The sequence below is a fragment of the Lysinibacillus sp. IITD104 genome, from assembly GCF_036698265.2.
Classification (GTDB): domain Bacteria; phylum Bacillota; class Bacilli; order Bacillales_A; family Planococcaceae; genus Lysinibacillus; species Lysinibacillus boronitolerans.
Map to the genome: position 1 here is coordinate 1,647,869 of NZ_JBAHYH020000001.1, position 12,425 is coordinate 1,660,293.

Below are 12,425 nucleotides of genomic sequence, written 5' to 3' on the forward strand. Positions count from 1 at the left end.
GGCACAACGTTGAAAATCAGTGAAATATATCTAATCCACGTGTTTTGTTCATGAAATGTTCCATTTTCTCGCTCAATAATTTTTTTAAGAAGAATCCGAACAGGATAAAAATGAACCAGAAACCTAATAGGAAGATGAGGTCCATCCAGACAGTTGACCAGATAATTCCACCGACTGCTTCACGCATCATTTCAATCGCATACGTAAAAGGTAAAAATGGATTGATTAGTTGGAAGAACCTTGGTAATAACTCGACAGGATAGGTTCCACCAGAACCTGCAATTTGTAACACAAGCATCACAATCGCTAATGCTTTTCCTACATTACCGAAAACGGCTACGAGTGTATAGACAACTGTTACAAATACGAGACTAATGAAAAGTCCAAATAAGATAAAGTAGGCAGGTGCTTGAATGGAGCCGTCTACTAAGAAAATATCTCCAATGGTAATAATAAGGGTTTGAATAAATGAAAAAGTTGCAAAGGTTAAGAGTCGACCAAAGTAAATTTCTCGAATACTATATGGCGTATCTCCATGAAGATTCACAGATAATAATGAAATTAATAATAGACAGCCTACCCAAATAGATAGTACTGTGTAAAACGGTGTCATGGCTGTTCCGTAGTTCGCAATAGGGAATACGCGATGTTCCTTCAATTTAATAGGCTCCTCAAAGAAATCACGTTCGGCATTGACATCATTTTTTAGTAATTGCACAATCTCTGCTATATCTGCTTCTTCTTCTAATGTTCGTAGCTTATTCGCTAATTCTTTGATTTTAGCACTTAAAGTTGGAAATTCAGTTTGTATCTTTTGAATAGCATGATTCGCTGTTCCTAGCGTGTTTTTGGCCTGTGTCAATTTATCTGTTGCCTGAGGTATGAATTGTTTTACCTTTGTCAGCATGGCAGAAGCGTTAGTTAAAGTTTGTTTCGCGCTCGATAGGGTGGAACGAATTTGTGGCTCTAGACTTTCGTTATAGTAGGATAAGAATTTTTGTAAGTTAGCTGTAGCATTTTGTGCGATTTGTTGTATAGCTGTAATATCCTGCTTAATGACATCTTTATCAATGGGCTTTAATTGATCCATTTTATTTAGTAAATCGTCATGTAGAGTCTGTAATTGTTGTAATGAGTTAAGCGCATTTGACGTTGAATCAATGAAGTTTGGAGGATGCTCCAAGGCTTCGCGAATGGCTGTAAGCTGTTCAATGATTGGCTGATTCGCTTCCGCATTACTTTCCTGCAAAGAACCGATAATGGTTGTTAAAGAGTCTTCTAATTGCTTACGAGTCGAAGCATCTGCCTGAATTAATTTTTGCAGTGCCTCCAGCGTCTGAATACTATTGGTTATGCTGTCTTTGGAAGTAGACAATTGATTTTTAAGTGCCTCTTTCGTTTGTGTAATAGAGGCAGGGTCAAAATTTATGCTATTGAGCTTATTGATGATATCTGTAAAATGTTGGGCAATATTTTGGACAGTTGTGACATCCTTTTTGATGACAGGAGATAGTTCATTAAATAAAGCATCTGCTTCATTCACTAAATGTAAACCCTTCTGAATGGTTGTTAAACCATCTGTTGTTAGTTGTTCCACCTGGGGAACTTGTGTCAGCGCCTGATTAAGTAATTGATTTGCCTCTTTTCCTTGAGTAGAGGCTTGAGTTAAAAATGAATTAATATCAGGTAAATGTTGTTCTATAGTAAAAACATAATTTTCGAATTTGCGGAAATCAGGAATGTCACGTTCCATTTCTAGGCCAATTGTGTTAAAAATAGAAAAAAGTGTCCCATTGACGGTCGATACAAATTCATTGGAAACTTGCTGTGTAAGTACGCTCGCTCCTTTACTTGTAATTTTAGGGGCTATAGGATTCTTTTTTTCGTTTACATAATAATCAATATGCGCCTTCGTTGGTTGATCGGTAAGAATGGATGTTAGTTTTTGCGAAAAATCATTTGGAATGACAATGACTGCAAAGTAATCACCATTTTTCAAATGCTCCTTAGCTTCCTTTTCCGTCTGTAGCACCCAAGTAAAGCTTTTATTCGTACGTAAAGTCTCAATAACCTCATTCCCGACATTAATTGCTTCATCTCTTACGGTGGTTCCCGTATCTTCATTGACAATTGCGATTTTCATATTAGAGGTGTGGGCGTAAGGGTCCATAGAGGCATAAATATTTAGCCAGGCATAAAGAGAAGGAAGAAAAATTAGTCCACCTATAATAACAGCTACGACCCAGTTTGTAACAATATTACGGATATCTTTTGTATAAATTTGAAAAACATGCTGGAACGAGTTTTTCATCATAATCACCCCACATTCAAATTTGCATGAACTCTCATTATGTATGTTCCCAAATATACTTAAAATTATGTTATAAATGTGAAATATCTTCATTTAAAGGCGAATTAGTTTACTAGGTTTTCAAAACAATTTATAATCAATCGCGAATGCACTAAAACTAGGGCTTTTAGTGTAAAAAAGGAGGTCACTGCTTTAGTGAAAAAACTATTAATTATTGGTTCAGTGATTGTTGTTTTATTTGCAGCAATTATTGTGCTTACCAACATCTCAAACAAAAGTAAATTAGAAAGCGCAAACAATCCTTATGGCGATAAAAAGCTAAAACAAGAAACAATTGATCAATTGGATGATGAAAACTATCAAAACATTATGTTACCAGACGAACTAGAAGCTAAAATTAAAGCGGGCGAACCGGTTAATGCTTACTTCTTCAGTCCAATCTGTGTACACTGTCAAGCATTTACACCAGTATTAATGCCAATTGCCGATGAGCTTGGTGTTGATATTGCTCAATTGAATGTCTATGAATACGATGATCTATGGGAAAAATATAATATTAAGGCAACACCAACATTCATTCGTTTCGAAGATGGTAAAGAAGTAAGTCGTTTTGTAGGAGCTCAAAAAGAAGAAGATTTACGAACGTTCTTAAATACAGTTGTGTTAAATAAATAGAAAAGGAAGAGACTGTGTCAAAATTATTTAGATACAGTCTCTTTTGTTTTTGTGGTGTATACTAAAAATACTGAATAGTTGTACACTGGAGGAATTCTGAATGTCAATGGATGATTATTTTTATAATGGTGAACTGATGAAATGCTATGAATTAGCGAAGCAGGTGAAAAACGAAGAGGACAAAGTATTGGCACAAAAATATATTCGATTATTAGAAGAATATGAATATGATCGTTATCCAAAGCCAACTGCTCATATCGAAGTACAGCATGTGGAACGAGCTGATGAAAGCTATCCAGAATCAGATCTAGTTGTAGAAATACGAGCAATAAAAGATGAAAAGGCATTTGCGAAGCGTATTCAGCAATTGGAGGAAGTCGCAAAAACTGGAGCATCAGCTGACAAAGCGCAATCCTTTTTTACACAAGGAGAGCTGTTCTTATTCGCACATCATTACAATGAAAGTGTTCACTGCTTTCAGCAAGCAGTAAAGGAAAACCCAAATAAGGCTGTCTACTGGGGGATAACAGGGCAGACGATGCACCGCTTTGGCTGGATGCCATTTGATGCCCTCGGTTATTTGGAGCAAGCGATTCAGCTAGATCCAACAAATCCTCGTTGGAAATGGAATAGAGCCCTCGTACTTATTCAATTGGCAAAAGATTTGCAAATGGCTCCATTTATAGCGAATGCTGCACTGACATTGGAGGATGCGCTAGCTTCTTGTGGTGAAGAGCAAAAATCGTTGAAAGCTGCTATTCAAAATACAATCGACAATATGGATAGCTATGTTTTCTCATAAGATAATTGGATGTCTCCAAAGTATATGGAGTCATCCTTTTTACTTAAAAATCTAGTGAGCGAGGTTCGTTGCCATATTTCACAATCATGGTATGATAAGAAAGAAATTGATTTGTTGATATAAAGGACGGATTTTTTATGGCACAAGAAGTGGCAAATAAGTTTATAGAAAACGTATGTAACCATTTAGTTCGCAATATGAATATTACAAAAGTGGAAGAGCATTTTAAGGAAACGATTGCCATGCAGCGACAATCAGCTTCAACATCTGTAGACTTTTGGGACATGTTGATGATTAATATGCTCTATTTTACTGAGAATGAACAGGCTTGGGAGCAAGAATTTCTAAAAATGCTTCGAGCTAAAGAGTGGCTAAAGCCATCAGCTCTTGAAGAGGAATTATTAATGCATCAGATGCGAATTCGTCAACAAGTAGCAGAGCAATCGGATGCTGCAAAGGATTTATTCCATCAGCAATATGAGTCAGAAGAGATGACAGAGGAAGCGATTATTTATGATTATGCCTATAGCTCTGCTGGGCATTCCATGCGCATGGATTTATTAACCGTGCTTGTTTCCACGCCAGAGCAATCAAAAATACTCTTTGACGCAGACCCTCAAGAAACGATACGAATTGTTAATGGCTATATTGCCTACCATACAGATGGATTAATTAATAGAACAAAATTATACTGATTTTGTTACGAAGCTTTACACGAAAGGAATTTGATTGAATGAATACACCATTTACTTTTAACCATACACAACCAACAAATATGGACCCTACGAAGAAATACCCCGCTATTTTTTTGCTTCATGGCATGGGCAGTAATGAGGATGATTTACCACAATTAGTGCAGGATTTTCAAGAGCAATGTCATATATTTAGTTTACGAGGGCCAATTACGCAACATCCTGGCTATGCTTTTTTTACCATTCAAGACGTAGGGCAACCAGATCGCGCTATCTTCGATAAAGTGTTGGTAGCCTTGCAACGATTTATATTAGAGGCCATCGATGAATATCAAATTGATCCTCATAAAGTATTTGTTTTAGGCTTTAGCCAAGGCGCGGTTTTAGCACAATCACTTGCCTTTGTCATGGGGAATTTAGTGACAGGGATTGTTGCATTAAGTGGGTATATGCCAAAGTTTGTGACAGAGGAATATGCTATTCGCTCTGTAGAACATTTACATGCTTTTATATCGCACGGCGATTATGATTATGTAATACCTTCTCAATGGGGTATGGAAAGTAAAGAGATCTTTGAACAATTTGGTGCTAAGGTGACCTTTAAGCAATACCCAGATGGACATGGTGTAACACCTGACAATCTTCGTGATCTAGTGGCATTTTTAGCCCAGCAACTACAGGAAGAAATTCAATAAAAGGAAATCCGAGGCAAAAATTTGTCTCGGTTTTTTTGGGTACTGTAATATGACCTATTATCAAATTATTTTTCTCCAATAGTGATTGGAAGAATCGAGGCAAGAAGGTTCAATTTCACGTCAGTCGGTGGTATCATAGAAGATGTTGTGAATGAGCGTGCTTGTTAGATAAAACATGTACTTTATGTGAAAAGAGAGACAGAACAGATCTAAAAGGGGTAAAATAATAATTTGATGTGCTAGATGCAAATTTTGTCGCTTTCTATCGATGGAAGCGTGTAGAAATTATGGAGAAAAGGAATTAAGCTGAATGGAACAAAATCTGAAAACGGAGCATAAACCACTAGCCTCCGAAAAAACAAGAGGGAAGTTATCACGTTCTTCTATTTTAGCGCAAACCGTCAAAACAGGGATTATCAAATCCAATTTAATACCTATGTGGGCTGGTTTAACGCTAGGCATGTACAAAAATAAAATGACGTTTGTAGACAATATACCTGAAATCATTTTTTCAACAATCGGTTCCGCCCTTGTCATTGGAGCTGCAGGGGCCTTTAATAATGTCTATGATCGTGATATTGATGCGATTATGCCTCGTACACAAAGCCGACCAACTGTAACAGGTGAAATGTCAGCGAAATCGACTTTATCATTAGCTGTCGTAATGTTAATTATTGGAGTAGCTGTGTTGGCACTTGCGTCACCTTTAGCAGCGGCATTTGGTTTATTAGGGGTATTCCTATATGTAGTCCCATATACAATGTGGACAAAGCGTCGTACGATTTATAATACAGAAATCGGTAGTATAAGTGGTGCGGTACCACCATTAATCGGTTGGTCTGCTGTATCTACAGATATTACACACCCAGCGATACTTGGATTATTTTTTGTGATGGTCATTTGGCAAATGCCACATTTCTATGCGATTGCTATTCGCAAACGTGTAGACTATGAAGCAGCCAGTGTGCCTATGCTACCAGTTATCAAAGGGATGCGTCGAACGTATTATCAAACCAACTTCTATTTAATACTATTGATTCTATCAAGCTTCTTATTTGGCTCGTTAAGTGTAGGGATCATGCTTGTGGCATTAATCTTAAGCGTTGCTTGGCTGGTGATGAGTATTTATGGCTATCATAGTAATACAGATCAAGTAAAATGGGCTACCAAAATGTTTGTTTTTTCACTATTCCATATGACGATACTATTCTCAACAGTCATTGTGTACTCTCTCGTAGGAGTTATCTTTAAGCTTTATTAATTATAATGACGAAAATAAAACCAACAAGTTTACTCGTTACTTGTTGGTTTTTTATTTTCGACTGAAACGATTTGACGACTTGGCCACTCGAATGCATGTAACTGTCCACCAAACACTGCTCCACCGTCAATGCCAATAATATTATTTTCTCCGAAATAAACACGATAATCAGTTGGATTATGATGTAGGTTAAAGGTAGGGGTATGGCCGAAGATTATTGTTTTTTCCCCTTGATAGCCTGCGTGAAATTCCTCGCGAATCCAAAGTAAGCGCATGGGGTCAGTTTCGGCTATTGTAACACCTGGTACAACGCCACCATGAACGAAAATAGCATCTTCTAATTCAATATATATTTCAAACGTCTCGAGTAACTGTAAATGTTCTTCGAGCTTAGGGAGCGTTTTAATAAAGCTAGGCAGAGTATTACTTTCGATAGCTTCCTCAAAGTCTTCCAATTGATAGCCATAGCTTGCTAATGTTGCCTCACCACCACAAAGCCCTACCCAATGGTTCCATGGTTTTGCAAGACCTGAACGGCATGCATTGAGCATGATCGCCTCATGATTACCTAGCAAAACGCGTGCACCCTTTGCCTGTAGTTCACTCACTAAATTTAACACACCACTAGAAGAGGGCCCTCTATCAATATAATCACCAAGAAGAAAAAGCTGGTCGTTCATTGGGTCATAGTTTACTTTTAATAATAATTCTTCCAGTAGCCCTAATTCTCCATGTATGTCACTAATTGCTAGTATTCGGTTCATTTACGAGCATCCTTTCTAATAGTACAGCTTTACCCTTAAGTATAGAGAATTATTCTACAAATTTCGACTTTTCCAGCTTCTTCTGGCCTTTTTCATAGGACTTTGAAAGAAACAATTCTCATACTACTCTTTTTATCATATGATAGGTGATTTTATATCTATATTCATTTGTCTAGAGAGGATGACTTATGAGAGGAAGGGAAAGGGAAACACAGCAGAAGCAAATAGCAATGCTCCTACTGTTTGATTGAAAGATTATAGCTGTAGTTTTTCCCATGCTTGCTTTGCTATTTGTTCATCAAATGTTGAAATGAGGCGAAAATTATTGCTGTCTAATATGCGATAATGCTGACTGATGACGTTTTGCTGTAGCCGAAAACCACCATATTCCTGAATGTTTTTCCACCATATGTATCCACCCATTGTTTTCTCTTTTGGCTGCAATGTTCCATTATTCGCGATTAAATCCACAACCTCTAATGGATCACCACCAAGTTCATGCTGTAATATCGTACTGTCTCGGCACAATGTGCAAACTGTAACAGTGGTTGTCCAGCCAGCTAGTATACGGCCTTTTTCAATTTGGACAAGTGTTTTTTTTGATAATCCTAGTAAATCACTCATTTGATCCTGTGTGAAAGCTTTTTCTGTACGGATTAATTTCAGCTTTTCTGAAACGAGTGTGATTAATTGTTCACGATTCATCCTAACACCCCTTATTTTCAGATTGTTAAGTTCCATTATACATGAAAGTAAAGAAGCGTGTTTTTCTTTCAACTTGGGAAAGGGAAGAGATCGTCGTGTAAAATTGAAACAGACTGCCCATAGTGGACAGTCTGTTCCATGTTAGATTTCATATTTTTTCGTATCAGAGATCACCCTGAAGTGGATGCCTTTAATCTGAGCGCTTACTTTATGGCGAAGTGTATCAATATCCACAAGCTCCTCTTTATTTTTAACACACACAGCAATCTCTTGTAATAGCTTTGTAAATGATTCTTTAAATAGAGAGCGCATATTATCGAAATCTAAACTACGAAAACTCCCATCAATATCGAAAGCTTCAACTGAATTTAATTGCTTGGAAGCTCCTGCAAAACGATCATCGTAGACTGTGTAATTTTCATCTGTGACCACGATAATAAATAGAACTTCCCCCGTGATTGTTTTTAACTCAATATTTGTTTTGTGTTTTTTTACATCAGTAATAATGTGAATACCATCTGAATGATATAGCTTAAATAATGTCATGTATATGGCCCCCTGCAACTAAAATCATTTTTCTCTATCATTATATAGTGAAATGGCTAATAATGGAATAAGGTTTCTTGCCTTTACGATTGAACCTCTGTTTGGAGAGGTAGACTTTTTCGAAGAGGACGAACCTCGATATAATGAATTTGATGACCTTGCTGCTCATAGATGCTAAAGATATAGGAGCCCAGCTCAATATTTTTTGATGCTTTAATACCGTTATTCACAGTTAAGAACCAACCACCTAATGTTTCCACTTCCTCAGCATCTAGTGTAATGTTTAATAGATTTTCCACATCTTCCACAAGCATTTTTGCATTTAATAAATAATGATGATCTGTAATTTTTCGAATATCCGCAATTTCATCATCATCAAATTCATCTCGTATTTCACCAACAATTTCTTCTAAAATATCTTCAACCGTTACAAGACCAGATGTACCACCATATTCATCCATTAGGATGGCCATATGGATTCGTTCCTTTTGCATGCGTACAAGTAATTCTTGAATTGGAATTGTTTCAATTACTCGAATGACAGGATTAATGAAATCTTCTAGAACTAAAGAGTCGTCTGTAAGTTGTTCAAGTAAACCGTGCGTTAATAGTTCTTTCGCATTGATGAAACCTAGTATATTATCTCGGTCCCCATCATAGATCGGGTAACGCGTATATTTTTCAGCAGCGATGTAATGAATAATGTTTGTAAAAGATTCATTTTGTTCAATTCCAACAATTTCTGTTCGGGGAACCATGATTTCACGAGCAATACGTTCGTCAAATTCAAAGACGTTATTGACATATTTGAGCTCAGATTTATTGATTTCACCACTTTTAAAGCTTTCAGACAGTAATAATCGCAATTCTTCCTCTGTATGAGATAGCTCATGTTCGCTAGCAGGTTTCATACCGAATATGCCAACTAACACGCGTGCAGAACCGTTCAAGAACCAAATAAATGGATACATGATCTTATAGAAAAACATAATCGGTTTTGCGAAAAGAAGTGTAATGGATTCAGCTTTTTGAATGGCAGCTGTTTTTGGGGCTAATTCGCCGACCACTACATGTAAAAACGTAGCGATGGCAAAGGCTGTTCCAATTGTAAAAATCGTCATATATTTATCAGAAATGCCGATCATCTCGAATAGCGGGTGAAGCATAAATTCAAAAGTTTTTTCACCAACCATCCCGATACCAAGAGCGGTTACAGTAATTCCTAATTGACAGGCTGATAAGTATTCGTCTAAGTGTTGAACAACATGTTTAGCAGCAATTGCTTTTTTATTGCCTTCAGCCACCAGCTGATCGAGTCTTGAGGAACGTACTTTTACAATGGCAAATTCTGTTGCCACGAAAAAGCCTGTTAAAGCTAATAAAATGGTAAAAATCGATAGGTTTATTATGGTCTCCAAATAGTCGTTCTGTAAAAACAGAACGTCACCTCCTAATTATGAATGAGTAATAATAAGGATTGCATTAATGCAATACTTTCGGGTGAAACATTTTTCTTAATCGTTTCAATTTTTTTATCATCTTGCTTGTTCATTTGTGCTAGCAGAGATGTAACATCATGCTCTAAATCTTGCATTTTTAAACGAAGCACCTGTACATCGATTTCTTCATAGGGTGTGATGTTTAACTCATGTTGGATTTGTACAAGTGAAAGCCCTTGTTGTTTGCGCTGTTCAATAAATTGAAGCCGTTTAATCATGGCTGGATCATAGTAGCGATAATTTGCTGCAGAACGTTCTGCATCTAGCAAACCAATATTTGTATAGTAATCGATTGTTCGTTTAGTAATGCCTGTTTTTTCTGCAAGCTCGCCAATTTTTAATTTTTCTGTCCCAATGCAAACACCTCCAAACCATCACGTGATACTTTGATTATAACGTGATGGTTTTAGTTTATTCAAATGATAGCCTTTGATATTTCGAAATGATAAGAATTTTTTCAAAAAAAAGAACGTTTCTGCCATTAATTAAATGGTAGAGACGTTCCTAGGTTTACGGAAGTAAATAAGTATCATATAGGTGATGGAGTGCTTCCTCACCATTTTTTTGTAAGAGAATTTCTTCATTATATGTAAGTGTTATGCTCGTTTGCTCGCTATCAATTTTGTCGTCAATTATTTTACAGGTAATAGTCACAAAGCCTGATTCAGCAAGCTTTTCTTTCATGTCTTCACGCCACGCCTGATCAGAAAATAGTGGGGGCTGCCAAGTACCTCTCACATGTAGCTCATTTTTTTCGGGGTCATAATCCCAGCGTATGTCACGTAAAATAGTTTTAAATAGGTCATTAACCGTAAACGACGTATCTTTATAGTTAATGTCTAGAGCACGTATTGCATGGACATCTCGGCTAACTGCACTTGCTGCGGAATTAGCAGCTGAATTGATGCCTGAAGCAGCATCTTTAATTTCGGAAAATCGATCACCACAGCCAGAAAGTAGCGCGCAGATGCATGTGATACAAGCAATCTTTGTCATCCATTTCACAAGTAGTCCCTCCAGTCTAGTAAGTTGTTATTACTATCTTATCGAAAAGAAAAATACGAAGAAAGGGCATGAAGGCGGCAGATTGTGACGGTTTTGCAACGATGCGACCTCCACTTGATTGTTCGGCATTTGGGAAGTATAGAAGTCTGAAAATTTAGTAAAATATTAAGAGAAGGGGAGCGGTTTGTGGTGAAAATTAATGATGAAATGCTTGATCGATTAGGAACATATTTTGTATATCATGCTGTTTATGATAATTATGGCATTACGTTTGAAAACTTTGTGGAGCGTTGGCTACGAGGCATACTTGACATATAGCGAGCTGGACTTTAAAAACTCCTGGAAACAGGAGTTTTTATCTATAAAAAAGACATTTATTAACCTTGTTTAGATACTTTATTCTTGATGACTGATGCAATATTACTTTCTATCTAAAGGGGATGAAGTATATGAAGAAAATTCTCGCACTGTCCAAACAAAAAATTTAACGATAGAAACAGCTCCAAAAATGGAACAGGCAAAGACATCTGATAAACCTACGATTCAAATTTAATAAACAAGCACTCGATGCCATCTTACAGCATATCGTTGATACTGTAGGGCAAAGTGACAACTGCCTCTTATTTAATTCAAAAGGGAAACAGTAGAGGTAGTACGAGCCATAGAAAACATGACAGCTGTAAGCGAACAGTCCTCACCAGGAACACAGGAGCTATTGGCAACGATGGAGCAGCGAAACATCGCGGTTCATAACATCAATAGCAAGACCCACAATGAGCAGCTATGACCGACTCTTTACAGGCAGCACTAGCTAAATTTCAATAGTAAATTAAAAGAGCTGTAGGGAAGGTGAAGTTTCCATCCAACCTTGCCTACAGCTCTTCTACTTATTTAAAAAATTGTGTAATAAATTGATTTGCTTCCTGCCAGTTATAGACCCTTACAACATTATTAGGAACGGCAAGCCGATTGTAAGGTGTATCAAATAATACAACAGGTATTTTTAACTCCTCTGCCAGCATCACTGCATTATCATGCTTATCCTCAAAAAAAGCTTCTACATGATGTTTTTTTGCAGCGGCTAGTTTATCATGGCTGCCGAGAAGCTCGATATGGTCGTACGGTATAGCTTGCGATTTAAACCAATTGACTGTGATGTCTGCTACATTTTCACCTCGTGCAGAAATATAATACAGCTCAAAGTTATTTTTCCAAGCGGTTAGAATATTTTTTGCATCTTTTGCGACCTCAGAGACCTCGTACATGTAAGGTTCATTTTCCTTAAACCAAGTATTAAAGGCACTTCGGTCAATAGGGTGTGGAAATGCAGATAAGAAATCATATTCACAAACATCATCCAGCGTAATATTTACATTGTATTGTTTATTAATATGTGGAATGAGTGTACTTGGACATGTCACAGTCCCATCAATATCAATACCAAAGCGGGGCTTTTTCATGCTAGCACCT

General features: G+C 37.0%; 14 protein-coding genes. 6 read left to right on the forward strand and 8 right to left on the reverse strand.

The window, feature by feature from the left end; all coding sequences use genetic code 11:
• Positions 1-16: 16 nt before the first annotated feature.
• Positions 17-2,311, reverse strand: a complete 2,295-nt coding sequence (locus tag V1L66_RS08300) for a YhgE/Pip domain-containing protein (RefSeq protein WP_333005809.1) — start codon at positions 2,309-2,311, stop codon at positions 17-19.
• A gap of 195 nt (positions 2,312-2,506) precedes the next feature.
• On the opposite strand from V1L66_RS08300, the gene V1L66_RS08305 reads away from it, so the two are divergent.
• The 5 genes from V1L66_RS08305 to cyoE all read left to right on the forward strand — a co-directional run bounded on the left by V1L66_RS08305 (position 2,507) and on the right by cyoE (position 6,436).
• A complete protein-coding gene (locus V1L66_RS08305) occupies positions 2,507-2,986 on the forward strand; it encodes a thioredoxin family protein (protein WP_333005810.1) in 480 nt (159 codons plus the stop codon).
• Positions 2,987-3,086: 100 nt separating this feature from the next.
• Complete coding sequence (locus tag V1L66_RS08310; protein ID WP_333005811.1) at positions 3,087-3,788, forward strand: O-linked GlcNAc transferase; 702 nt, start codon at positions 3,087-3,089, stop codon at positions 3,786-3,788.
• Positions 3,789-3,925: 137 nt separating this feature from the next.
• The gene (locus tag V1L66_RS08315; RefSeq protein ID WP_333005812.1) at positions 3,926-4,483 is read left to right on the forward strand and encodes a hypothetical protein; all 558 of its coding nucleotides are present in this window, start codon (positions 3,926-3,928) and stop codon (positions 4,481-4,483) included.
• Positions 4,484-4,521: 38 nt separating this feature from the next.
• Positions 4,522-5,175: an alpha/beta hydrolase gene (locus V1L66_RS08320; RefSeq protein ID WP_016993498.1), complete on the forward strand. Its 654-nt coding sequence runs from the start codon at positions 4,522-4,524 to the stop codon at positions 5,173-5,175.
• Positions 5,176-5,485: 310 nt separating this feature from the next.
• A complete protein-coding gene (gene cyoE, locus V1L66_RS08325) occupies positions 5,486-6,436 on the forward strand; it encodes a heme o synthase (RefSeq protein ID WP_333005813.1) in 951 nt (316 codons plus the stop codon).
• A 29-nt stretch (positions 6,437-6,465) separates the two neighbouring features.
• Here the strand turns inward: cyoE and V1L66_RS08330 are convergent, their stop codons facing one another.
• The 6 genes from V1L66_RS08330 to V1L66_RS08355 all read right to left on the reverse strand — a co-directional run bounded on the left by V1L66_RS08330 (position 6,466) and on the right by V1L66_RS08355 (position 10,946).
• A complete protein-coding gene (locus V1L66_RS08330) occupies positions 6,466-7,200 on the reverse strand; it encodes a metallophosphoesterase (RefSeq protein WP_333005815.1) in 735 nt (244 codons plus the stop codon).
• Positions 7,201-7,455: 255 nt separating this feature from the next.
• Entirely contained in the window at positions 7,456-7,905 is a 450-nt protein-coding gene (locus V1L66_RS08335) for a helix-turn-helix transcriptional regulator (RefSeq protein WP_016993495.1), read from the reverse strand.
• Positions 7,906-8,046: 141 nt separating this feature from the next.
• Positions 8,047-8,451, reverse strand: coding sequence for a hypothetical protein (locus V1L66_RS08340; RefSeq protein ID WP_004227282.1), 405 nt, complete (start codon positions 8,449-8,451; stop codon positions 8,047-8,049).
• 83 nt (positions 8,452-8,534) lie between these two features.
• Positions 8,535-9,869: a hemolysin family protein gene (locus tag V1L66_RS08345; RefSeq protein WP_036076200.1), complete on the reverse strand. Its 1,335-nt coding sequence runs from the start codon at positions 9,867-9,869 to the stop codon at positions 8,535-8,537.
• 32 nt (positions 9,870-9,901) lie between these two features.
• Positions 9,902-10,306 carry a MerR family transcriptional regulator gene (locus V1L66_RS08350; protein ID WP_026023436.1) on the reverse strand — a complete coding sequence of 135 codons (405 nt, stop codon included), beginning with the start codon at positions 10,304-10,306 and terminating at the stop codon, positions 9,902-9,904.
• A 154-nt stretch (positions 10,307-10,460) separates the two neighbouring features.
• Positions 10,461-10,946 (reverse strand): hypothetical protein, encoded by a 486-nt coding sequence (locus V1L66_RS08355; RefSeq protein ID WP_312126970.1) that lies wholly within the window; start codon positions 10,944-10,946, stop codon positions 10,461-10,463.
• A gap of 195 nt (positions 10,947-11,141) precedes the next feature.
• Here V1L66_RS08355 and V1L66_RS08360 point away from each other — a divergent pair, with 195 nt between their 5' ends.
• The gene (locus V1L66_RS08360) at positions 11,142-11,273 is read left to right on the forward strand and encodes a hypothetical protein (protein WP_016993490.1); all 132 of its coding nucleotides are present in this window, start codon (positions 11,142-11,144) and stop codon (positions 11,271-11,273) included.
• 569 nt (positions 11,274-11,842) lie between these two features.
• Here the strand turns inward: V1L66_RS08360 and V1L66_RS08365 are convergent.
• A complete protein-coding gene (locus V1L66_RS08365) occupies positions 11,843-12,415 on the reverse strand; it encodes a 5' nucleotidase, NT5C type (protein WP_016993488.1) in 573 nt (190 codons plus the stop codon).
• Between the last annotated feature and the right edge of the window lie 10 nt (positions 12,416-12,425).

Coding starts and splice junctions, on each gene's coding strand:
- V1L66_RS08300 (WP_333005809.1), bottom strand. CDS start 2,311: ATGAAAAACTCGTTCCAGCATGTTTTTCAAATTTATACAAAAGATATC.
- V1L66_RS08310 (WP_333005811.1), top strand. CDS start 3,087: ATGTCAATGGATGATTATTTTTATAATGGTGAACTGATGAAATGCTAT.
- V1L66_RS08315 (WP_333005812.1), top strand. CDS start 3,926: ATGGCACAAGAAGTGGCAAATAAGTTTATAGAAAACGTATGTAACCAT.
- V1L66_RS08320 (WP_016993498.1), top strand. CDS start 4,522: ATGAATACACCATTTACTTTTAACCATACACAACCAACAAATATGGAC.
- cyoE (WP_333005813.1), top strand. CDS start 5,486: ATGGAACAAAATCTGAAAACGGAGCATAAACCACTAGCCTCCGAAAAA.
- V1L66_RS08330 (WP_333005815.1), bottom strand. CDS start 7,200: ATGAACCGAATACTAGCAATTAGTGACATACATGGAGAATTAGGGCTA.
- V1L66_RS08335 (WP_016993495.1), bottom strand. CDS start 7,905: ATGAATCGTGAACAATTAATCACACTCGTTTCAGAAAAGCTGAAATTA.
- V1L66_RS08340 (WP_004227282.1), bottom strand. CDS start 8,451: ATGACATTATTTAAGCTATATCATTCAGATGGTATTCACATTATTACT.
- V1L66_RS08355 (WP_312126970.1), bottom strand. CDS start 10,946: ATGACAAAGATTGCTTGTATCACATGCATCTGCGCGCTACTTTCTGGC.
- V1L66_RS08365 (WP_016993488.1), bottom strand. CDS start 12,415: ATGAAAAAGCCCCGCTTTGGTATTGATATTGATGGGACTGTGACATGT.